The 21,614-nt window shown below is 72.1% G+C and carries 20 protein-coding genes and 1 pseudogene; 8 read left to right on the forward strand and 13 right to left on the reverse strand.

Annotated features, from left to right (window positions below; all coding sequences use genetic code 11):
- Positions 1 to 68 precede the first annotated feature (68 nt).
- The 9 genes from AB0O36_RS05210 to AB0O36_RS05250 all read right to left on the reverse strand — a co-directional run bounded on the left by AB0O36_RS05210 (position 69) and on the right by AB0O36_RS05250 (position 7,577).
- Positions 69 to 821 (reverse strand): alpha/beta hydrolase, encoded by a 753-nt coding sequence (locus AB0O36_RS05210; protein WP_365104257.1) that lies wholly within the window; start codon positions 819 to 821, stop codon positions 69 to 71.
- Positions 822 to 883: 62 nt separating this feature from the next.
- Complete coding sequence (locus tag AB0O36_RS05215) at positions 884 to 1,450, reverse strand: hypothetical protein (RefSeq protein WP_365104259.1); 567 nt, start codon at positions 1,448 to 1,450, stop codon at positions 884 to 886.
- 21 nt (positions 1,451 to 1,471) lie between these two features.
- On the reverse strand, positions 1,472 to 2,581 hold the full coding sequence (locus tag AB0O36_RS05220; protein ID WP_365104262.1) for a serine hydrolase domain-containing protein: 1,110 nt from the start codon (positions 2,579 to 2,581) through the stop codon (positions 1,472 to 1,474).
- A 95-nt stretch (positions 2,582 to 2,676) separates the two neighbouring features.
- Complete coding sequence (locus AB0O36_RS05225; RefSeq protein ID WP_365104265.1) at positions 2,677 to 3,291, reverse strand: Uma2 family endonuclease; 615 nt, start codon at positions 3,289 to 3,291, stop codon at positions 2,677 to 2,679.
- Between the two features lie 157 nt (positions 3,292 to 3,448).
- Positions 3,449 to 4,207, reverse strand: a complete 759-nt coding sequence (locus tag AB0O36_RS05230) for a succinate dehydrogenase iron-sulfur subunit (RefSeq protein WP_365104267.1) — start codon at positions 4,205 to 4,207, stop codon at positions 3,449 to 3,451.
- The gene (sdhA, locus tag AB0O36_RS05235) at positions 4,207 to 5,961 is read right to left on the reverse strand and encodes a succinate dehydrogenase flavoprotein subunit (RefSeq protein ID WP_365104270.1); all 1,755 of its coding nucleotides are present in this window, start codon (positions 5,959 to 5,961) and stop codon (positions 4,207 to 4,209) included. The genes AB0O36_RS05230 and sdhA overlap by 1 nt, the downstream gene beginning before the upstream one ends.
- Before the next feature lie 26 nt (positions 5,962 to 5,987).
- Positions 5,988 to 6,464 (reverse strand): succinate dehydrogenase hydrophobic membrane anchor subunit, encoded by a 477-nt coding sequence (locus tag AB0O36_RS05240; protein WP_365104273.1) that lies wholly within the window; start codon positions 6,462 to 6,464, stop codon positions 5,988 to 5,990.
- Between the two features lie 5 nt (positions 6,465 to 6,469).
- Positions 6,470 to 6,850, reverse strand: a complete 381-nt coding sequence (gene sdhC, locus AB0O36_RS05245; RefSeq protein WP_365104275.1) for a succinate dehydrogenase, cytochrome b556 subunit — start codon at positions 6,848 to 6,850, stop codon at positions 6,470 to 6,472.
- A gap of 133 nt (positions 6,851 to 6,983) precedes the next feature.
- Positions 6,984 to 7,577: a 2-oxo-4-hydroxy-4-carboxy-5-ureidoimidazoline decarboxylase gene (locus tag AB0O36_RS05250; RefSeq protein ID WP_365104669.1), complete on the reverse strand. Its 594-nt coding sequence runs from the start codon at positions 7,575 to 7,577 to the stop codon at positions 6,984 to 6,986.
- A 404-nt stretch (positions 7,578 to 7,981) separates the two neighbouring features.
- Between AB0O36_RS05250 and AB0O36_RS05255 the strand changes: the two genes are divergently transcribed.
- Together AB0O36_RS05255 and AB0O36_RS05260 are read left to right on the forward strand one after the other, a co-directional pair.
- On the forward strand, positions 7,982 to 8,710 hold the full coding sequence (locus AB0O36_RS05255; protein WP_365104672.1) for an RNA polymerase sigma factor: 729 nt from the start codon (positions 7,982 to 7,984) through the stop codon (positions 8,708 to 8,710).
- Entirely contained in the window at positions 8,710 to 9,879 is a 1,170-nt protein-coding gene (locus AB0O36_RS05260) for a hypothetical protein (protein WP_365104278.1), read from the forward strand. Before AB0O36_RS05255 ends, AB0O36_RS05260 begins: the two co-directional genes overlap by 1 nt.
- 193 nt (positions 9,880 to 10,072) lie before the next feature.
- On the opposite strand, the gene AB0O36_RS05265 is transcribed toward AB0O36_RS05260, so the two are convergent.
- On the reverse strand, positions 10,073 to 10,984 hold the full coding sequence (locus tag AB0O36_RS05265) for a L,D-transpeptidase family protein (RefSeq protein ID WP_365104280.1): 912 nt from the start codon (positions 10,982 to 10,984) through the stop codon (positions 10,073 to 10,075).
- Positions 10,985 to 11,153: 169 nt separating this feature from the next.
- Between AB0O36_RS05265 and AB0O36_RS05270 the strand changes: the two genes are divergently transcribed.
- Complete coding sequence (locus tag AB0O36_RS05270; protein WP_365104283.1) at positions 11,154 to 12,749, forward strand: methylmalonyl-CoA mutase family protein; 1,596 nt, start codon at positions 11,154 to 11,156, stop codon at positions 12,747 to 12,749.
- Positions 12,750 to 12,794: 45 nt separating this feature from the next.
- Positions 12,795 to 13,481 (forward strand): leucine efflux protein LeuE, encoded by a 687-nt coding sequence (leuE, locus tag AB0O36_RS05275; RefSeq protein ID WP_365104286.1) that lies wholly within the window; start codon positions 12,795 to 12,797, stop codon positions 13,479 to 13,481.
- On the opposite strand, the gene AB0O36_RS05280 is transcribed toward leuE, so the two are convergent.
- The 3 genes from AB0O36_RS05280 to AB0O36_RS05290 all read right to left on the reverse strand — a co-directional run bounded on the left by AB0O36_RS05280 (position 13,474) and on the right by AB0O36_RS05290 (position 16,951).
- A complete protein-coding gene (locus tag AB0O36_RS05280; protein ID WP_365104674.1) occupies positions 13,474 to 14,550 on the reverse strand; it encodes an acyltransferase in 1,077 nt (358 codons plus the stop codon). The two genes, leuE and AB0O36_RS05280, sit on opposite strands and share 8 nt — an antisense overlap.
- Before the next feature lie 62 nt (positions 14,551 to 14,612).
- On the reverse strand, positions 14,613 to 15,977 hold the full coding sequence (locus tag AB0O36_RS05285; RefSeq protein WP_365104288.1) for a polysialyltransferase family glycosyltransferase: 1,365 nt from the start codon (positions 15,975 to 15,977) through the stop codon (positions 14,613 to 14,615).
- Entirely contained in the window at positions 15,977 to 16,951 is a 975-nt protein-coding gene (locus AB0O36_RS05290) for a glycosyltransferase family 2 protein (protein WP_365104291.1), read from the reverse strand. Before AB0O36_RS05290 ends, AB0O36_RS05285 begins: the two co-directional genes overlap by 1 nt.
- A gap of 233 nt (positions 16,952 to 17,184) precedes the next feature.
- On the opposite strand from AB0O36_RS05290, the gene AB0O36_RS05295 reads away from it, so the two are divergent.
- The 4 genes and pseudogenes from AB0O36_RS05295 (at position 17,185) to AB0O36_RS05310 (ending at position 21,536) form a co-directional block, all read left to right on the forward strand.
- A complete protein-coding gene (locus AB0O36_RS05295; protein WP_365104678.1) occupies positions 17,185 to 18,474 on the forward strand; it encodes a DUF6716 putative glycosyltransferase in 1,290 nt (429 codons plus the stop codon).
- A pseudogene (locus AB0O36_RS05300) lies at positions 18,471 to 19,196 on the forward strand (acylneuraminate cytidylyltransferase family protein); the annotation flags it as partial. The gene AB0O36_RS05295 and the pseudogene AB0O36_RS05300, both read left to right, overlap by 4 nt.
- 50 nt (positions 19,197 to 19,246) lie before the next feature.
- The gene (locus tag AB0O36_RS05305; RefSeq protein WP_365104294.1) at positions 19,247 to 20,155 is read left to right on the forward strand and encodes an N-acetylneuraminate synthase family protein; all 909 of its coding nucleotides are present in this window, start codon (positions 19,247 to 19,249) and stop codon (positions 20,153 to 20,155) included.
- Positions 20,156 to 20,378: 223 nt separating this feature from the next.
- Positions 20,379 to 21,536, forward strand: a complete 1,158-nt coding sequence (locus AB0O36_RS05310) for a hypothetical protein (protein WP_365104297.1) — start codon at positions 20,379 to 20,381, stop codon at positions 21,534 to 21,536.
- The last annotated feature ends 78 nt before the right edge of the window (positions 21,537 to 21,614 follow it).

Raw genomic sequence — 21,614 nt, forward strand, 5'->3', positions numbered from 1 at the left:
TTTTGAACAAGTTCAAGCGAAGGGGGAGACGGGAGGAACGCGGAGGAGGGGAGGCGGCGGGCCTCCGGTCAGCGCAGCTGTTCCAGGATCAGCTTCGCGGTCTCGTCGCGCCGTTCGAGGGCGGGCAGGTGTCCCGCCCAGGGGAGTTCGGTGTACGTGGCGTCCGGCAGGCGGTCGGCGAGGTCCCGGGCGAGCGCCAGGAACCCCGGCAGGTCGTGCGCCCCGCCGAACACGGCGGCCGGCACCCGCAGGGCGCTCAGGTCCACCTCCGGCTCGGCGTGTTCGAGTTCCCCGTCGGCGTCCTCGGCCCCCTCGAAGTTGCCCAGCTGCATGTCCCGGACCAGCGCCCGGGCCGCCTCGTCCGCCTCCGGCCCCAGCCAGGTGCGGGCGTTCAGCTCGGCCGCACCGCGCAGGTCGCCGGCGTCCAGCAGTACGTCCTCGGCCGCGCCGAACTCCCGGACGTCCGGGGTGGGGACGAAGCCCGGCACGGCGGAGCAGAGCAGCACCAGCCGCTCCACCCGGCCGGGGTGCGCGGCGGCCAGCCGCAGCGCGATCCGGCCGCCGTAGGAGGAGCCGACCACGGCGGCCCGCTCGATGCCGAGGGAGTCGAGCAGCGCCAGCACGTCGCCCTCGTCGCTGTACGGCTCGGTGGCCGCGGGCGACTGCCCGCAGGTCCGGAAGTCCGGCCGGACCACCCGGTACCCGGCGTCGGCCAGCGCGTTCCACTGCCCGTCCCACATCCGGCGGTCACACACGGAGGAATGCAGCAGCACCACGGCGGGCCCGTCGGCGGGTCCGTCCACATCATGAGAAAGGATCATGGCGCGCATGCTGCCATCCGCAGCCCCGCCCGCGCACCGCCAATACGCGGCCGTCCGGACGGTCAGATGCTGAGCGAGCGGGCGTGGTTGAGCTGGCTCATCACCCAGGGGAAGACCATCGGGTTGGTCACCGGGATCACCGTGGAGTGCTGGCGGCCGCCACTGGACACCGTCACCTGGACGAAGCCCGTGGTGACCCGCTCCTTCATCAACAGGAACAGCAGCCCGATCAGGCAGAAGAACGCGAAGATCACCGCCAGGGCGATGGCGTGGCCCGGGATCTTCTCCTCGGTGCGCGAGAAGTCCACCGCGTTCCAGATCGCGCCCTTGAGCGGCATCGGGCCGGACGGGGTGATGATCTGGTCCCCGGCGATGGTGATGTCACCGAGGGAGAAGGGCGCACCGCCCGCGGCCGGCCCGGGGAACGCCATGGGAAGCGTGGCGGGGACCGGGGGCATGGCCGTCGGGTACGGCGGCGTGCTTCCCGGGTAGGGCGGCGTGCTGCCGGGGTACGGCGCCGGGCTCGCCGGGTAGGGCTGCGGATAGCCGTAACTGGGGTTGCCCGGACCCCACTTGTACTCGCCGCTGCCCGGGTCGCTCGCGTACGGATTCGGCTGCTGCTCGCTCATACCGCCGATGGTAGGGCCAACTCAGAACGCCGCCCCGGCAATCTTCAGCTGCCGGTCGGTGAGCTGCTCCGGGGTGGCGCCGGGCCGCGTGGCGAGGGAGTAGGTCAGGACGCGTCGCTGGTCGCGGGTGGCGAACAGCCCGTTGGTGTAGCCGCCGAGGCTGCCGGTCTTGCCCCAGACCTCGGTGCCGTCGATGGTGAACCACTGGACGCCGGCCCGGCTGAACGGGCGCTTCGCGTCCGCGTTCGCGGGCTTGGCGAAGAGCAGCTGCTGCTGGGCGGGCGGCAGCAGGCGGCCGCGCAGCAGGGCGGTCAGGAACCGCTCCAGATCGGGGGCGTTGGAGACCATCCCGCCCTCCGCCCAGGCCCAGGGGTCGGCCGGGGGCAGGTCGGCCAGCGTGCGGGCGGGCATGGAGGTGTCGCCGGCGGCCGGCAGGTAGGTGTGGCGCAGGCCCAGCGGACGGATGATCCGGCGGTTCAGCTCCTCGGTGTACGTGCGCCCGGTGACCTTCTCGATGGCCATGCCGAGCAGGAAGTAGTTGGATCCCATGTAGACCTGCCGGATCTGGTCCCCGGTGGCGGGTTCCCCGGCCTCCGGGCACTCGGTCATGGTCTTGACGAAGTCTGCCGGGGTGTACGACCGGCCCTGCTCGTAGCAGGCGGGTGCGGGCAGCCCGCTGGTGTGGCTGAGCAGCTGCTCCACCGTGATGGGCGCCCAGTGCGCCGGCAGGGTGCCGGGGAGCACCTCCTGGACCGGGGTGTCCATCGCCAGCCGGCCCTCGGCGATCAGCTGGAGGGTGATCGTGGAGGTGAAGAGCTTGGTGATGCTGCCGATCCGGAAGGAGGCGGCGGGGTCACCGGACACGTTCCCCGCGGTCCCGGTCCACTTGCCGTCCCGGCCGCCGACCCGGGCCATGGCACCGGAGGCGACCCCGTCCGGCAGCGTGCCCAGGGACTCCTGCAGGGCGGCGGGGGCGATCCGCTCGTGGACGTCGACGGTGGCCGAGTAGGCGGGGGTGCGCTCGGCCGCCCCGGCGGGCAGCGTCCCGACGGCGGTCGCCACCAGCGCGGCCCCGGCTGCCAGGGTGATCCAACGGGCTTTGCGGGATGTGGAGTTCACGGTCTTCGTCATGCCGTTCAGTCTTCCGCCGCGAAGATCCCCGGCCCATCGGGGAGCCCCCCGAGCCGACCCTGAGGCCACCCCTACGAGCCCGGGGGCGGGCTGCGCTACTCGGCCTCGGGCTTGCGCCGCGCGGCCGCGAGGACCTCCTCCACGTCCAGGGTGACCTTGGCGCCGATCGACTCCGGGAGCGTGACGAGCTCGCCAGGCGCGTGGACGCGGTGGGTGGCGTACTCGTCCTGCGCCGGCTCGGTGAGGACGTGCAGACGGTTGTGCTTGCGGTCGACGATCACGTAGACGGGGACCTTGGCGTTGGCGTAGGCGGTCACCTTGGCGCGCAGGTCGTTCTGGTAGTTGCTCGACGTCACTTCGAGGACGAGCCGAAAGGCCGAGGGCTCGTAGCAGTTGTTCTCGACGAGGTACTCGTCGATGTCCGCATCGACGACGCAGAGATCAGGGATGGCGTAGTCCGAGGGGCCGGCGGGCAGCCACAGGCCGATGCCTTGATGGAGTTCGGTCTCGCCGTCGTCCAGGCCTGCGGCCAGGAAGGGGCGCATGAGCTTGGTCAGGCCCCTGGAATGGGCGACGTCCGCCGGTGGGGTCACGACGATGACGCCTCCGATGATCTCGACTCGGTAGCCGGGATTCCGCTCCATGAGCCGGTTGGCCTCGTCAAGGAGAGACCGGTCACCAAGGGGCTGCTCAGCGGGTGCTGCGGACATCACGTGCCTCCCGTGGGCTGCTGTCGAGAGCATCATCGTAGGACGGGAAGGGCCCGCGCGGCCGGAGGTGGCGTGCTCACCCGAACGGGCGAGGGCCCCGCCCCCGGTCGTGGAGACCGGGGGCGGGGCCCTCGTACGGAACGCCGACCTGCGGAGGTCAGAAGCGGCGCGTGATCAGCGCGCGCTTGACTTCCTGGATCGCCTTCGTGACCTCGATGCCGCGCGGGCACGCGTCGGTGCAGTTGAAGGTCGTGCGGCAGCGCCACACGCCGTCCTTGTCGTTCAGGATCTCCAGGCGCTGCTCGCCGGCCTCGTCACGCGAGTCGAAGATGAAGCGGTGCGCGTTGACGATCGCCGCCGGGCCGAAGTACTGGCCGTCGTTCCAGAACACCGGGCACGAGGAGGTGCACGCGGCGCACAGGATGCACTTGGTGGTGTCGTCGAAGCGCTCGCGGTCCTCGGCGGACTGCAGGCGCTCGCGCGTCGGCTCGTTGCCGGTGGTGACCAGGAACGGCATGACGTCGCGGTACGCCTGGAAGAAGGGCTCCATGTCGACCACGAGGTCCTTCATCACCGTCAGGCCCTTGATGGCCTCGACGGTGATCGGCTTCTCCGGGTTGATGTCCTTGATCAGCGTCTTGCAGGCGAGCCTGTTCTTGCCGTTGATCCGCATCGCGTCGGAGCCGCAGATGCCGTGCGCGCACGAGCGGCGGAAGGTCAGCGTGCCGTCCAGGTCCCACTTGATCTTGTGGAGACCGTCGAGCACGCGCTCCTTCGGGTCGATCTCGATCTGGAAGTCCTGCCACTCCGCCTGGTCGGAGACCTCGGGGTTGAAGCGGCGGATCCGGAAGGTGACCGTGATGTACGGGGAGGCGGCGGACTCCGCCTCCACCTTCTCAAGCGTCGGGGTGGCCATCAGTACTTACGCTCCATCGGCTGGTAGCGGGTCTGGACGACGGGCTTGTAGTCGAGACGGACGGAGTCCGTGCCGTCGGCCGCGACCTCGCGGTACGCCATGGTGTGGCGCATGAAGTTGACGTCGTCGCGGTTCGGGTAGTCCTCGCGGTAGTGGCCGCCGCGGGACTCCTTGCGGGCCAGGGCCGAGACGGCCATGACCTCGGCCAGGTCGAGCAGGTTGCCCAGCTCGATGGCCTCCAGCAGGTCCGTGTTGAACCGCTTGCCCTTGTCCTGCACCGAGACGTTCTTGTAGCGCTCGCGCAGCTCCGCGATCTTCTCGACCGCCGTCTTGATGGTCTGCTCCGTACGGAACACCATCACGTTGGCGTCCATCGTCTCCTGGAGCTCCAGGCGCAGGTCGGCGACCCGCTCCTTGCCCGTGGAGTTGCGCAGCCGTTCGACCAGGTCGACGACGAGCTCGGCCGGGTTCTCCGGCAGCTCGACGTAGTCGTTCCCGGCCGCGTACGCGGCCGCCGCGATGCCGGAGCGCTTGCCGAAGACGTTGATGTCCAGCAGCGAGTTGGTGCCCAGGCGGTTGGCGCCGTGCACCGAGACGCAGGCGACCTCGCCGGCCGCGTACAGGCCGGGCACGACGGTGGTGTTGTCCGCCAGGACCTCACCCTCGACGTTGGTCGGGATGCCGCCCATGGCGTAGTGCGCGGTGGGCTGGATCGGGATCGGGTCCGTGTACGGCTCGATGCCCAGGTAGGTGCGCGCGAACTCGGTGATGTCCGGGAGCTTGGCGTCCAGCTGCTCCGGCGGGAGGTGCGTGAGGTCCAGGTAGACGTGGTCGCCCTCGGGACCGCAGCCGCGGCCCTCACGGATCTCCGTGTAGATGGAGCGGGACACGACGTCACGGGACGCGAGGTCCTTCATGACCGGCGCGTACTTCTCCATGAAGCGCTCGCCGTCCTTGTTGCGGAGGATGCCGCCCTCACCGCGGGCGCCCTCCGTCAGCAGGATGCCCATGCGCCAGATGCCCGTCGGGTGGAACTGGAAGAACTCCATGTCCTCCAGCGGCAGGCCGCGGCGGTAGCAGGCGGCCTGGCCGTCACCGGTCAGGGTGTGCGCGTTGGAGGTCACCTTGAAGAACTTGCCGGTGCCGCCGGAGGCGTAGATGACGGCCTTGGCCTGGAAGATGTGGATCTCGCCGGTGGCGAGCTCGTACGCCACCACACCGGCCGACTTCTTGACGCCGTCTTCCTCGACGATCAGCTGGTCCAGGACGTAGAACTCGTTGAAGAACTCCACGCCCTCCTTGACGCAGTTCTGGTACAGCGTCTGGAGGATCATGTGGCCGGTGCGGTCCGCGGCGTAGCAGGACCGGCGGACCGGGGCCTCGCCGTGGGCGCGCGAGTGGCCGCCGAAGCGGCGCTGGTCGATGGTGCCGTCCGGGGTGCGGTTGAACGGCAGGCCCATCTTCTCCAGGTCGAGGACGGCGTCGATGGCCTCCTTCGCCAGGATCTCGGCGGCGTCCTGGTCGACCAGGTAGTCACCGCCCTTGACCGTGTCGAAGGTGTGCCACTCCCAGTTGTCCTCCTCCACGTTGGCCAGCGCGGCGGCCATGCCGCCCTGCGCGGCGCCCGTGTGGGAGCGGGTGGGGTACAGCTTCGTCAGCACGGCGGTGCGGCTGCGCTTCGTCGCCTCGATGGCGGCGCGCATGCCGGCGCCGCCGGCGCCGACGATGACGGTGTCGTACTTGTGGATCTTCATGAGATTTGTCGCCTCAGCCCCGTTGCCTAGCGGATGTTCGGGTCGAAGGTGAAGATCACCAGCGTGCCCAGAAGGATGGTGAACACCGTGGCGGTGTAGAGCAGGCCCTTCAGCCACAGCCGCGTGTTGGCGCGCTCCGCGTAGTCGTTGATGACGGTGCGGAGGCCGTTGGCGCCGTGCAGCATGGCCAGCCACAGCATCAGCAGGTCCCAGCCCTGCCAGAACGGCGAGGCCCAGCGGCCGGCCACGAAGGCGAAGCCGATCTTGCTCACGCCGCCGTCCAGGACCAGCTGGATCACCAGGTGGCCGATGACCAGGACGACCAGGACGATGCCCGAGAGGCGCATGAAGAGCCACGCGGCCATCTCGAAGTTGCCGCGGGTCGAGCGGGGCGTCTTGGAGGTGCGCTTGCGCGGCGCCTCGATGTACGGGGCCGGGTTGTCGACGTCGTAGAGGCTCGCGCCCTGGACGTCGCCGATGGCGGAAGAAGTGTCAGAGGACATCGGCGTCACTTCCCGAACAGTTCAGCAGCTGCGTGGCCGAGCACGGGGTAAAGGGCCCCGGCCATCAGCACGATCCAGATGCCCACGACGGTCCAGAGCATCTGCTTCTGGTAGCGCGGGCCCTTGGACCAGAAGTCCACGGCGATGACACGGAGACCGTTGAGCGCGTGGAAGAGGATGGCGGCCACGAGGCCGTACTCCAGCAGCGCGACGATCGGAGTCTTGTAGGTAGCCACGACATCGTCGTACGCCTCGGGGGAGACGCGGACGAGAGCGGTGTCGAGGACGTGTACGAACAGGAAGAAGAAGATGAGGACGCCGGTGACTCGATGAGCCACCCAGGACCACATTCCTTCCCGGCCGCGGTACAACGTTCCAGCCGGCACGGAAAACCCTCCGGAAGCGGGGCGGGGGCCAGCCGGCTTCGTTGTCGGTCGGGCCCGGCCGGGTACGGTCCACCGGCCCCCGACATCGTAGCGACGACTTGTCGGTTCCCTTGCGCGGGGGCCAGTGGTGTGATCAAACAGGCACGGACGGGCTATCCCACAAGGGCGAACCGGGCGATTTCGGGCATCCGATATCCGGCGATACGGACGAACAAGACATTTCCTCGTCGGTCAGTTCGGCCAGTACGGTGAGGGCGGCCAGCCGGGCCCGGGCCAGCCGGCGCAGTTCGTCCGCGGCGACGGCCCGCTCCTCTTCCTCCTCGTGCCCCATCCGCTGCCGGATGCCCGCCAGCACCGCGTCCGGGTGCTCCTCGGCCGGGTGCCCGTCCAGGCAGATCACGAAGGCATGCCCGAACTTCCGTTCGTACTCCGCGTGTGCCGCGTCCAGTGCCAGGTGGGCCGCGTACGGCGCCCCCTCGTGCAGCTCCGAGGGGAGCTCGGCGCTCAGCGCCTCCGTCAGGTCCGCCTGGCGCAGGTCGTACGAGGCCTCGTCGGCGGCGGCCAGCAGTGCGCCCAGATCCGGGTAAGGGCGGTGCGCCGCCACCCGGTGCGCCCAGCGGCGGCTGCCGCAGCACCGCAGGAGCACCCGCTCGGCGGCCTCGGCCGGGGCCGCGTTGAACCGTGCGAGGGCGCTTCCGCGGACCTGGGCCGGGAGGGGGCTGGACAGCGTGGGGCTCCTCGGGACGTGTCGGGTGTGCCGCAACGCTATCGACGGGGGACGCGTGCACACCGCACGCAGCGGCTGATTTCACCCGGACGAGAAGAGCGCCGGAGGTGTGAGACTGGGCGGAAGACGGAACGCGGACCGAGCGGAAGGCGGACACGCGGAACGCACGGACGGAAGAAGGCGACCGAGGCCGCCACCCCCCACAGGAGAGGCCCCGGCCGCCGTTCCGGCACGGGCTCGTGCGACAAGCCCGTACCTCTGTCAGCGTCCTGAGTGCGTTTTGTGTCACACCTCGCTCCGCGCAGGGATGGTTGCTCGTTGTACAACTCGTGGACGTCGGTGCCCGAAGGCCGTAACGTGCTGATTTGCGCAGGACGTACAGGACAGTGGACGGGTTGGGGACTTTGCTGGGGGACGACGCGGAGCTGACCGCCGCGGTGCTCGCGGCACAGCACGGCGACGAAGGCGCGTTCCGTACTGTGTACCGCGCCGTGCACCCGCGCCTGCTGGGGTACGTACGCACGCTGGTGGGGGACGCGGAGGCCGAGGACGTCACCTCCGAGGCATGGCTCCAGATAGCCCGCGACCTGCCCTCGTTCGCCGGTGACGCCGACCGGTTCCGCGGCTGGTCCGCCCGGATCGCCCGCAACCGGGCCCTCGACCACATACGCATGCGAGGCCGCCGCCCCGCCGTCGGCGGTGACGAGACGGAGCTGACCGGCCGGGCCGCCGACTCCGACACCTACGGCGAGGCCATGGAGTCCCTCTCCACCGGCCGCACCATGGCCCTGATCGCCCGGCTCCCGCAGGACCAGGCCGAGGCCGTCGTCCTGCGCGTGGTCGTCGGGCTCGACGCCAAGAGCGCCGCCGAGACCCTGGGCAAGCGGCCCGGAGCGGTCCGGACGGCGGCCCACCGCGGCCTGAAGAAGCTGGCCGAGATGCTGGGGTCCGAACACGGAGCGGAGCCCGGCCCGGAAGTCGGCCATAATGCATCGGGCCGTGCCGCGGACGCCGCGGCCGCGGGAGGCCCGCGCGATCTCGACGCCGTTCCGGCGCAGCGCGGCCCCGGTGGGGACCTCGTACAGCGAACCGGTGTGACGCATTCACGTTGGCGGACGCAGAAGGACATGTGATGGCCGACGATCGCAACAGGTGGCTGGACTCGGCCGCGGCGGAGAGACTGCTGCGGGGCGAGCCGGCCGGGCCTGTCGCGGATCACCTCTCGGACGGCGGGGCCGCACGTCTACGCGCGGTGCTCGACGAACTCGCCGCCGCCGGCGCACCCGCCGACTCCGAACTCCCCGGCGAGGCCGCCGCACTGGCCGCCTTCCGCACCGTCCACGGCCCGGCCGGCGCCGAACCGGAACACGAAGCGGAGTCCGTCGACGGACGCGGCGCGGCCCGCGGCCCGCTGGTGGCGCTGGGCCGGCCGGCCGTCCACCGCCCTGTACGGAACCACTCGCTCCGGCTGGGTCTGGCGGCCGCCGCGGCCAGCGTGGCCCTCGGCGGGGTCGCCGCCGCGGCCGGCTCCGGCCTGTTCAACGGCACCCTCTACAACACCGCGGACCCCCGCCCGGCCGTCTCGGTCACCACCGGCCCCAGCAGCTCCGCCGGCGAGCGGGCCGACGGCGGCGCCACCGCGCCCGTCACCCCGGAGGGCGGCCACAGCCGGCTCCGCGACAACGACCGCTCCGGCACGCAGGGCACCGGCGGTACGCCGACGGGACCCGGCGCCGGCTCCGGACAGCCCGGCAACGGCACCGACGGGTCCGGCGGGCACGGCTTCGGCGAGGACGGCTTCGGCGAGGACGGCGAGACCGCCGTCCCGGACCGCGACACGGACACCGGCACCGGCACCGACGGCGGAGCCAGGGACCCCGGGACCCGGATGATCCGGGTGGCCGACCTGTGCCGGGCGCACCGGGCGGGCCGGATCAGCGTGGACGGCCGGGACAAGCTGGCCCGCGCGGCCAAGGGCATCCTGGGCATCGACCGGTTCTGCGACCGCCTGCTCAACGGGGACCCCGATCCCTCGGGCGGCTCGGCCGGCTCGGGCACCGGGGGCAAGAACAGGAAGGGCTCCGGCGGCGGGCAGCGCTCCGGCGACTCCGGCTCGGAATCGGGCTCGGACTCCGGCTCCGGCGGGGACGCGGACGGCGGCTCCGGCGACGGCTCGGAGGGCTCCGGGGACCGCAGCGGAACCGCGAGCACCTCGGGCGGGATCCTGCGGGTACCGGCGCCCCGACAGCTCCTGCCGGGGCTGCCGCTCCCGGCCGCGAGCGGTGCGGACATCCGGCTGTAACACTTCTCGACCCCCCGGCGCAGTACATATTGAGCCGACTGGTCATCGGCCGCGCATGAGCCGGGGTTCCCCCCGTACCCCTGGGCTCTGCGCAACCGGCGCGGGCGGGGCACGTTCCCCCGGCCCTGCCCGCGCCCTCACTCTCCCGCCGTCACCGGACCACCGGTGGACGGCGACGGATCACCGCGACGGATCACCAGTAGACGACGACCTTGTCGCCGACCGTCACCTGGTCGAACAGCGCGGAAACCTTCCCCATGTCACGCACGTTCACGCAGCCGTGCGAGGCCCCGGCGTAGCCGCGCGCGGCGAAGTCCGCCGAGTAGTGCACGGCCTGGCCGCCGCTGAAGAACATCGCGTACGGCATGGACGTGTGGTAGAGCGTGGAGGTCCACTTCCGCTCCTTGCGGTCCACCTTGAACACGCCCTCGCGGGTCGGGGTGTTCTCCGAGCCGAAGCGGACGTCCATGGACGAGACGACCTTGCCGTCGATCATCCAGGCCAGGGTGCGGCTCTCCTTGCTGATGCACATCACGCGGCCGGTCATGCAGCGCGGGTCCGGCGTGTCGAGCTCGTTGGTGGTCGGCGGGCGCAGCTCGTCGGCGGTGGGCTTGTGGCTGCTGCTCTGGACCTTGGTCCAGGTGGCCTGGTCCACCGAACCCGACGCGGTCAGCCCGTGCTTGCCCTGGAACGCGCGGACCGCGGCCGTGGTCTTCGAGCCGTAGAAGGCGGTGGGCGCCGTCTTCAGGTGCCCGAGCTGCCGCAGCCGGGCCTGCAGCTCGCGGACCTGCTCGCTCTCGTCGCCGTTGGCCATCACGTACTTCACCGAGGGCGAGGCCGACGCGGAGCCCGGGGCGGAGGCCGAGGGGGAGGAGGTTCCGGACGAGGACGCCGAGGGAGAGGCGTCGCCCGGCTTGCCGTCCGAGGAGGTGCTCGGCGAAGCCGCCGGGGAAGTGCCGTCCGCGGAGGAGGAGGGGGCCAGCGCGGCGGGCGCGCCGGGCTTCTGCTCCTGCGGTCCGCAGGCGGTCGCGGTCGCGGCGAGCACAACGGCGCCGACCGTGCCGAGCGCACGGATCATCACTCTCTTGCGGTTCTGGCGATACATCTTGGTCCCCCGGAGGTCAGTGGCTTCACACGGTTCGATGCCGCGGCGGGCGTGGTTGGTTGCGCACAGTTCCGGGATGTTGCGCCATTGTGACAAGAGGGCGTCCCGGGACGGCGCGGAGACGTTCTACCAGGACCTGACCGGTCGGCGTCATGGAGGTTTCTGCCAGATGTCACATCCCAGGAGTGGACACACCGAGAGCGGACTGCCCCTGCAACCGGTGTACGGGCCCGAGGCCCTGACGCACTGGGACCCGGCGGTCAGTCTGGGCGAACCGGGGCAATACCCCTTCACCCGGGGCGTGTATCCGAGCATGTACACGGGCCGCCCGTGGACGATGCGCCAGTACGCCGGTTTCGGCACGGCCGCCGAGTCCAACGCCCGCTACCGGCAGCTCATCGAGGCCGGCACCACCGGCCTTTCGGTGGCCTTCGACCTGCCCACCCAGATGGGCCACGACTCGGACGCGCCGCTCGCGCACGGCGAGGTCGGCAAGGTCGGCGTGGCGGTGGACTCGGTGGAGGACATGCGGGTGCTGTTCGAGGGCATCCCGCTGGACCGGGTGTCCACCTCGATGACCATCAACGCCCCCGCCGCCCTCCTGCTGCTGCTCTACCAGCTCGTCGCGGAGGAGCAGGGCGTACCCGGCGACCGGCTGACCGGGACCGTGCAGAACGACGTACTGAAGGAGTACATCGCGCGGGGGACGTACATCTTCCCGCCCGCGCCCTCCCTGCGGCTGGTCGCCGACACCTTCCGGTACTGCCGGGCCGAGATCCCGCGCTGGAACACCATCTCCATCTCCGGCTACCACATGGCCGAGGCGGGGGCCTCGCCCGTGCAGGAGGTCGCCTTCACCCTGGCCGACGGGATCGCGTACGTCCGCACCGCGATCGGCGCGGGGATGGACGTCGACGCCTTCGCGCCCCGGCTGTCCTTCTTCTTCGTCGCCCGCACCACCCTGCTGGAGGAGGTCGCCAAGTTCCGGGCCGCCCGCCGGATCTGGGCCCGGGTCATGCGCGAGGAGTTCGGCGCGCAGGACCCCAGGTCGCTGATGCTGCGCTTCCACACGCAGACCGCCGGGGTCCAGCTGACCGCCCAGCAGCCGGAGGTGAACCTGGTCCGGGTGGCCGTGCAGGGCCTGGCGGCGGTGTTCGGCGGCACCCAGTCGCTGCACACCAACTCCTTCGACGAGGCCATCGCCCTGCCGACGGAGAAGTCGGCCCGGCTGGCCCTGCGGACCCAGCAGGTGCTGGCGTACGAAACGGACGTCACGCACACCGTGGACCCCTTCGCCGGGTCCTACGTCGTGGAGTCGATGACGGACGACCTGGAGCGGGCCGCGGTGGAGCTCATGGACCGGATCGAGGCGATGGGCGGGGCGGTCGCGGCGATCGAGCGCGGCTTCCAGAAGGCGGAGATCGAACGGAACGCCTACCGGATCGCCCGGGAGACGGACAGCGCCGAGCGGGTGGTGGTCGGCGTGAACCGCTTCACCCTGGACGAGGAGGAGCCGTACGCGCCGCTGCGCGTGGACCCGGCGATCGAACTCCGCCAGCGGGAACGCCTGGCCCGGCTGCGGGCCGACCGCGACGGGGCGGCCGTGGACGCGGCCCTGGCGGAGCTGCGGGCCGCCGCCGAGGGGACCGGCAACGTGCTCTACCCGATGCGGGAGGCGCTCCGCGCCCGCGCCACCGTGGGCGAGGTGTGCAACGCACTGCGACAGGTCTGGGGCAGTTACGTACCGGCCGATTCCGCATGGTGAAACCGGCCATGGTGTCAGGTGCAAACTCATGCGACACTCCTGCACATGCTGGGTGTCACCGACCTTCCGACCTATCTCGCCGCCCTGGCGCTGATCATCCTGTTGCCGGGCCCGAACTCGCTGTACGTCCTCTCCGTCGCGGCCCGCCGCGGCGTGCGCGCCGGTTACACGGCGGCGGCCGGGGTGTTCACCGGCGACACCGTGCTGATGGTGCTGGCGGCCGTCGGCGCGGGGGCGCTGCTCCAGGCCAGTCCGGTGCTGTTCGGCATCGTGAAGTACCTGGGTGCCGGATACCTGGCCTGGATGGCCGTCGGCATGATGCGGGCCGCGTGGACGATGTGGCGGGACCGCAAGGCCCGGCACACGGCCGAGTCGGCGCTCATGGAGCAGGTGGCGACCGCGGCCCCGGGCGCCGGCGCGGCCCCGGCCCCCGCGACCGAGCGCTACTACCGGCGGGCCCTGGTGGTCAGCCTGCTGAACCCGAAGGCCATCCTGTTCCTGCTGTCCTTCTTCGTGCAGTTCGTCGACCCGGGGTACCGGTACCCCGCTCTGTCGTTCCTGCTGCTCGGCTCCCTGCTGCAGCTGAGCAGCTTCCTCTACCTGAGCACGCTGATATTCGGCGGCACCCGCCTGTCGGCCGCCTTCCGGCGGCGCAAGCGGCTCTCCGCGGGAGCCACCTCCGCCGCCGGGGTCCTCTTCCTCGGCTTCGCCGCGAAGCTGGCGGTCAGCTGACCTTCCGCTCCAGGGCCCGGCGCAGCCATGGCGTCAGCGGGCGCTCCACCAGGCGGTGGACCAGCCAGGCCAGGACCAGCATGAGGACCAGGGCCGCCGTGAACGCGACCGGGGGCGGGAGGTCCAGCCGGCGGTGCAGGGTGTGGATGACCACCCAGCCCAGGTGCTCGTGGACCAGGTAGAAGGGGTAGGTCAGGGCTCCGGCCACGGTCAGCCAGGGCAGGTCCAGCCGGTCGAACAGGCCGGCCGCCACCAGCGCGACCAGCAGGAACCCCAGGGTGACCACCGCGATGATCACCGTGGGTTCGCGGTACGAGAAGAACTTCGGGTTCGGGGCGTGCCACAGGCCGGCCACCGCGTAGTGCTGGCCCAGGGCCCAGCCGAGCACGGCGACGCCCCAGCCGAGCACGTCCCGGCGGTCGCGGTACACCAGGTAGAGGCCCATGCCGCCGATGAAGAACGGCGCGTACTGCGGCATCAGGACGAGGTCGAGCAGCTCGGACCCCGAGGCGTCGGCGATCACCGCCGCCACCGTCCAGACCGCGCAGAACACCAGGGTCCGCCGGCGGCCCCCGCCCGGCAGGATCACGAAGAGCGCGAAGAGCACGTAGAAGCGCATCTCGGCCCACAGCGTCCAGCACACCCCGAGCACCCGCTCGGCGCCCACCGGCTGCTGGAGCATGGTCAGGTTGGTGAGGAAGTCGGTCGGCGAGACCGTCCTCCACGCCACCCCCGGCAGCGCGAACACGGCGGTGACCAGGACCAGGGCCACCCAGTACGCGGGGTAGAGCCGGGCCACCCGGGAGGCCAGGAAAGACCGCAGCGGCCGGCCCCAGGCGCTCATCGAGATGACGAAGCCGCTGATGACGAAGAAGAACTGGACCCCGAGCGGGCCGTACGCGAACCAGGGCGCGGCATCGGGGAACAGGTCGCGCGGCGAGTCCCCCCACGCCTTCGCGACGTCCCCGTCGCGCCCGCCGAAGTGGTAGAGGGCGACCATCAGCGCGGCCAGCAGCCGCAGTCCGTCCAGTGCGTGGAGGCGCCGGTGCCGGCCGGCCCCCGCGGACACCCGTTCCTCCGCCGTGGCGGGGGCGGCGCCGGTGCGGGGCCCGGGCACCGGCGCGGTGACGCTCACCTGGACCGGCCCATCGTGGACTTCTGCAGCCGGCGGATCCGGCGTACGGCCCGGCGCAGGGCCGGGCTCCTGGGGAGGAAGGAGAGCTGTGCGGGGATCCCTCCGGGCAGGCCGAGGGTGGTCAGCCGGCGCCGCTTGAAGTACCGCCAGGTGTGCTCGTCGAGGCGGGTGGCGAGGTACTGCTCGGCCTCCGCCCGGCGGGCGGAGAGCACCTGGGACTGCATGGCGTACCCGACGGCGACCAGCAGCCCGTCGAGCGCCTCGTGCACCCGCTCCGGGCCGGGCGCGGCCTGGGAGCGCACGGCCCCGGCGTCCTCCAGGTCCGGCAGCAGCGCGTCCACCACCGTCAGCGGCACCCGGTTGCTGTTCTGGTACGGGGCGACCCGGTCCAGCAGCCGGCCGGTGCCGGTACGGGCCACCGGGATCCCGTACAGGGTGGCGGCCGTGAGCAGCCCGGTGGAGAAGCAGCCGACCACCAGCGCCGGGCGCAGCCGCTGGTAGACGACCTCCGCGAGAACCGGCTCGGTCAGCACGGTCAGCCGGGCGCCGAGCCGTTCGGCTTCTTCCTCGACGGACCGGGAGTGGCGGGCGGGAGCGCTCGGGTGCGGCTTGAAGACGATCTCGGTGTGGCCCAGCGCGTGGGCGCCGCGCACCATGGTGACGTGCAGCTCTTCCTCCTCCTCGGGGGTGAGGAGTTCGAGGGCGGAGAGGTACTGGCCGAGCAGCAGCGCCGGGCCCTCCGGGACCCCGGTCTGCGCGGGGCCCTCCGTGCCGAGTTCGGCGAGCACCTTCAGGAAGGCGGCGGCGGGCACCAGCTCCGCCGGCACCCCGAACTCGGTGAGCAGCAGCGGCTTCAGACCGGGGGCCAGGTCCAGGTGCAGCACCCGGCGGATCCGCATGCCCAGCTGCGCGTCCAGCTTGTGCCGGGTGGGTCCGTAGCTCATCAGGCCGTCCGCGTACACCTCGACCGAGGCCCCGGGGAACAGCTGGCAGACCGCCTGCGCGGGGGAGACCTGGATGGACTCCACGACCAGCTCGATCCGGTCCTCGCCCAGCCCCCACAGCGCGCGCAACTGTCGTTCCCACAGCGGGACGTCCTCGGGGCGCGGGGTCCAGGTGCTCGGGTGGTACGGCTCGACGGTGGCGTTCCAGTCGAGGTGGTCGTCGAAGCGGGTGCGCAGCGCGGCGAAGCCGGGCATCGCCTCCAGCCCCGGGGTGATCTCCGGGATGACCGCGTTGTTGCTGGTCAGCAGGATCCGGCGGTCGGCCGGGCCGAAGCTGCCGGCGTCGATCCCGGCGGCGAGCGTGGCCATCCCGTACAGGGTGGAGGCCAGGAAGATCTGCGTGGTGCGGAGTTCCATCAGGCGGCCGCTCCCTCGCCGGACCGGCGGCGGAGCCGCCGCAGCACCACCGACCGCTCCGCGTCCATGGAGTCCAGGGCGGTGTCGAGTACGTCCTGCGGCATTCTTCCGAGCGCGGCCGCACTCATCGAACGGAGCTTTTTGGCCACGTCGGGCTCGAACCTTTCAATGGATCCGATGTGGTGCGCAATGATTGCGCAATATGTGCGAACGGCTTTCGGGAGCAGCTTTGCCGCATCCCGGTCCGCCGCCGTGTCGGTGATCACCTGATCGAATGCGCGGATGAAATCGAGCTGCCGCACGTCGCCGATCTGCGTGAGCGAGGTCGAAACTCCGCGCCGGTAGAAGATGCCGGGCAGCCCGACCGCCGCGAAGGACTCCGCCCCCCGGTGCAGCCGCCAGATCCACGGCCGGTCCTCGGCGGTCCGCAGCCCGTCGGTGAAGTGCAGCAGCCCCCGGTCCAGCAGCCGCCGGTGGTACATCCCGGCCCAGGCGTAGGGATAGTCCACCGAGGTGGGCCGCTCGGCCGGCAGGATGCCCGTCCGGGGATCGGCCGGGACGCCCTGCGGGCCGTACGGGATGCGCTGCACGGTGCGCGCCTTCCCGGCCACCTGCACATGGTCATTGCGGACGAAATCGCAGTTCAGGGCCTCGATGGCGGCCAGTGTCCGGGCCAGGTGGCCCGGTGCCAGCCAGTCGTCGCCGTCCATGAAGGCGAGGTACTCGCCGCGCGCCGCGTCCAGCCCGGTGTTCCGCGCGGTGGCCAGGCCGCCGTTCTGCTCGTGTCTGAGGTGCACCGCGCCCGGGAGCTCGCGCGCGGCGCGCTCCAGCAGCCCGGGCGTCCCGTCCGTCGAGCAGTCGTCGACGAGGAGGAACTCGAAGTCGTCCCGCGCGTTCAGTTCGAGGCTTTTCAGGGCATCCGGTGCGTATGTCTGCACGTTGTAGAACGGCACGACAACAGAGAGCTTGACCACTCGGCAGACATTAGGCCTTGGGGCGGCATTCACCGTGGCCCATGCGAAGATTTTACGTGAACGCCGTGTGGCTCCGCCGTTAACCCGCCACCACCACGGCCGCCTTCCGTCTCACCAACCGGCGGATTCTCATTTCGTCGACGGGTTGTTAACCCTCTGTTGTGCGCTCGTTGGGCCGATCACCGGAATTCCGGCATAGCTTCTGGCCCGTGCCAGTAAGCAAGCGGGTCGCAGTGCTCGCCGATTCCGATACGCGATGGAAATGGGGCGCACTCACCGCGCACCGCATCGCTCCCGAATGCGCGGCCGAGGACGGAAACCTGACCGGTTTCCTGCTGCGCGGCCGGGCCACGCCCACCGCGCGCCAGCTCGGCGAGGTGGGCGTTCGGGCCGACCGGCTGGACGAGGTGACCCTGCCCGAGTTCCTCGCCGAACTCCGCCGCGGGTCCTACGACATGGTGGTGCTCGCCCTGGTCGGCGGCGCCGTCCAGGCCGCCCTGCACGGCATCCGCGCCCTGTGGCCCCGGCCGGCCCGCCGCCCCGTCCTCGTCACCGGCTACGTCGGAGTCGTCTACGAGAAGCTCGCCGACGGCCTGCTGCTGCGCCACGGCGCCGACCTCGTCCTCGCCAACTCCCGCCACGACGCCGCCCGGTTCCGCGCCGTGTACGAGGGAGCGGGAGCCGACGCCTCCGCCGTCACCGAGACCGCCCTGCCCTTCCTCGACGGGGCGCCGTACGAGGAACCCGCCGGCCACGCGCACACCGTGGTCTTCGCCGCCCAGCCCTCGGTGCCCGAGAGCGCCGCCGACCGCGGCTACCTGCTGCGCCGCGCCGCCGGGCACGCCCGCCTGCACCCCGACCGCGAGGTGCTCGTCAAGCTGCGCAGCAAGCCCGGGGAGCACACCACTCACCTGGAGGAGGTCCCCTACCAGCGGCTCGCCGACCGGATGCCGGACCCGCTGCCGCCCAACCTCCGCCTGGTCTACGGGAACATGGGCGAGGTCCTGGACCGCACCGACCTGCTGGTCACCGTCTCCTCCACGGCCGCGCTGGAATCCCTCGCCCGGGGCATCCCCACCGCAGTCCTCACCGACCTCGGCGTCCGCGAGACCCTCGGCAACCACCACTTCCTCGGCTCCGGCTGCCTGGCCTCCTGGGACCAGCTCGACGCCGGACTCCGCCCGGCCGGCGACCCCGACTGGCTCGCCGCCCAGGGCGTCACCTCCGACGCCCCCCACGAGGCCGCCCGCGCCCGCATCACCGAGCTGCTCGCCCGCCCCGAGCTCCCGCCACCGGCCCCTTACTACACGGCCGTCACCGCGCCCGGCTACCTGCCCGGCATCCTCGCCCGCCACCACCTGGCCCCCGACGGCACCGTCCTGCCGGGCGCCGCCAAACCGCTCCGGGGGAAGTCCCGGCTGCGCCGCTACCTGCGCTCCCACCTCCGCGACGCGGCCCGCGGCACCTACCGGCACGGGGTCCAGCGCGTCGCCCCCGTCATCCGCAGGCTGGGGGAGCTGTGACCGCCCCGGCCCCCGCCGGCGCGGCCCCCGCCGGCCCGGCCGCCCCGCGCGTGCTGGCCGTCGTCCCGGCCCGCGGCGGCTCCAAGGGCGTCCCCGGCAAGAACCTCGCCGAGGTCGCCGGCGTCCCGCTGGTCACCCGCGCCGTCCGCGCCTGCCTGGCCGCGCCCACCGTCACCGACGTGCTGGTCTCCACCGACTCCCACGAGATCGCCGAAGCCGCCCGGGCCGCCGGCGCCGAGGTCGTCCGCCGCCCCGCGGCCCTCTCCGGCGACACCGCGACCAGCGAATCGGCGCTGCTGCACGCCCTGGACCGGTTCGAGGAACTGCACTCCACCGAGGTCCGCGTGGTCCTGCTGGTCCAGTGCACCAGCCCGTTCCTGCACCCTGACGACGTCGAGTCGGTCGCGGCCGCCGTCGCCACCGGCCCGGCCGACTCGGCCCTGACCGTCGCCCCCTTCCACGGCTTCCTCTGGCGGGCCGCCGCCGGCGACGGCGGCCACGGGGTCAACCACGACAAGGCCGTCCGCCCCCGCCGCCAGGACCGCCCCCAGGACCTCCTGGAGACCGGCGCCGCCTACGCCATGGACGCGGCCGGATTCCGCCGCGCCCGGCACCGCTTCTTCGGGCACACCCTGCCCGTCCCCACCGATCCCGCCCGTGTGCTGGAGATCGACGACCCCCACGACCTGGCCCGCGCCAGGGCGCTGGCCCCGCTGCTCGACCCGAGCGCACCCGTACACGCACCCGTACCGACCGAAGGACCCGATCCCGCATGAACGACACCCAGAACTCCCGCCTGCGCCCGCTCGGCTCCCGCACCGCCGGACCCGGCCACCCGGTCTACGTCGTCGGTGAGATCGGCATCAACCACAACGGCGACCTGGCCAACGCCATCGCCCTGATCGACGCGGCCGCCGAGGCGGGCTGCGACGCGGTCAAGTTCCAGAAGCGCACCCCGGAGATCTGCACCCCGCGCGACCAGTGGGACATCGAGCGCGACACCCCCTGGGGCCGGATGACCTACATCGACTACCGCCACCGCGTGGAGTTCGGCGAGGACGAGTACCGCGCCATCGACGAGCACTGCAAGGAGCGCGGCATCGACTGGTTCGCCTCCCCGTGGGACACCGAGGCCGTCGCCTTCCTGGAGAAGTTCGACGTCCCCTGCCACAAGGTCGCCTCCGCCTCCCTGACGGACGACGAGCTGCTGCGCGCCCTGCGCGCCACCGGCCGCACCGTGATCCTCTCCACCGGCATGTCCACCCCGGCCCAGATCCGGCACGCCGTCGAGGTGCTCGGCAGCCCGAACATCCTGCTCTGCCACGCCACCTCCACGTACCCGGCCAAGGCCGAGGAGCTCAACCTGCGGGTGATCAACACCCTCCAGGCGGAGTACCCCAACGTCCCCATCGGCTACAGCGGCCACGAGACCGGCCTGCAGACCACCCTGGCCGCCGTCGCCCTCGGCGCCGTGTTCGTCGAGCGCCACATCACCCTCGACCGCGCCATGTGGGGCTCGGACCAGGCCGCCTCCGTCGAGCCGGGCGGGCTGCAGCGCCTGGTCCGCGACATCCGCACCATCGAGACCGCCCTCGGAGACGGCGTCAAGAAGGTCTACGAGTCCGAGCTCGGCCCCATGAAGAAGCTGCGCCGCGTCCAGGGCACCGCCGCGGCGGTCTGACCCGCCGGTCCGCCGCGCGGGCCGCTCCCACCTCGCCGCAGGACCCGCGCCCCCGTCAGGGGCGCGGGGAACTGCGCGACCAGCCCCCACCGGCCCGCAGCCCGGTAGCAACGGGCCCGCCCCGCACAGGGCGGAGGGGTCCGGGGCGAGGCCCCGGTTTCGGGAAGGGGCGGGGAGGGGACCGGCCCGCGCAGCGGCTCCGCACCCCCGAAGAGGAGTCGTCGTGAACACCCCCGCCACCACCCTCGCCTTCGTCGAGAGCCCGGTCCAGCTCCTCAACGTCCTGGAGTGGGCCCACCAGCAGGCCGGACAGCAGTCGGGGCAGCAGTCCGGGCCCAAGCCGCTGCTGGACAGCATCCCGCCCCAGCCGACCCGCGGCGGAGCCGCCCCCGCCCCGCCCGGCACCCCCGCCGGCCTCCACATCATCGTGCTGCCCCCCACCGACCCCATGTCCCGCGGCCAGCTCCGCCGGGTCACCGGCATCGCCCGGGACGAAGGCCACACCGTGCACTGGCAGGAGGCCCGCGGCGGCGCAGGCGCGCCCTTCAAGGCGCTGGCCGCACTCGCCGGCCGGGTCCGCAGGGCCGAGCGGATCGTCGTCGGCGACCCCTTCTCCCGCTTCGTCCAGCTGCTGCTCGTCCCGGCCCGCGCCAGGGAACTGGTGGTCGTCGACGACGGCACCGCCACCATGGAGTTCCTCGCCCAGGCCGGCCGCGGCGAACGGCTCCGCCGCTGGCACCGCACCGGTGGCGGAGCCCTCGGCCGGCTCAAGGAGCTGGCGTACGCGCCGGTCTCCGGCAACGCCCGGCGCCGGCTCACCCCGGCCGCCGGACGCCGGGTGGAGGTCTTCAGCTCCATGCCGGTCACCCCGCTGCCCGGCATGGAACTGCGGGTCAACGACTTCGGCTGGACCCGCTCCCGGTTCGGCCCGCCCCGGCTCACCAAGGGCACCGACCTGGTTGGGACCTCCCTGGTGGAGACCGGCGTGGTCGACGCCGGCCGCTACCTGGAGGCGGTCTCCCGGCTCACCCGGGAGCACGGCGCGACCCGCTACTTCGCGCACCGCCGCGAGTCCCCGGAGAAGCTCCGCGCACTGAGCGAGGCGACCGGGCTGGAGATCGTGCGCCCCGACCTGCCGCTGGAGCTGATCGCCCGGCGCGGCCCGGTGGGCAGGACGGTCCTCAGCTTCCCGTCCACGGTCGTCCACACGCTGCCCTACGCCCTGGCCGGTACGGGCGTCCGCGTGGCCGTCTGCGACATCGACCCGGCCTGGCTGACCGCCGCGGCCTCGCCCCGGGCCCGGACCTTCCTCGCCGGGGTCACCGACACCGCCAGGGACGTGCACCGACTCCCCGCGGAAACCGCCCCCGCGGCCGGATGAGCGGCGGAGTTTACCCCCGGGTGCAGGCGGTCATGCGTCCGGAGGACGGGATTTCTTCCCCGAACGGGTTGAACTTTT

The sequence above is a fragment of the Streptomyces sp. NPDC089799 genome, assembly GCF_040684755.1.
Lineage (GTDB): Bacteria > Actinomycetota > Actinomycetes > Streptomycetales > Streptomycetaceae > Streptomyces.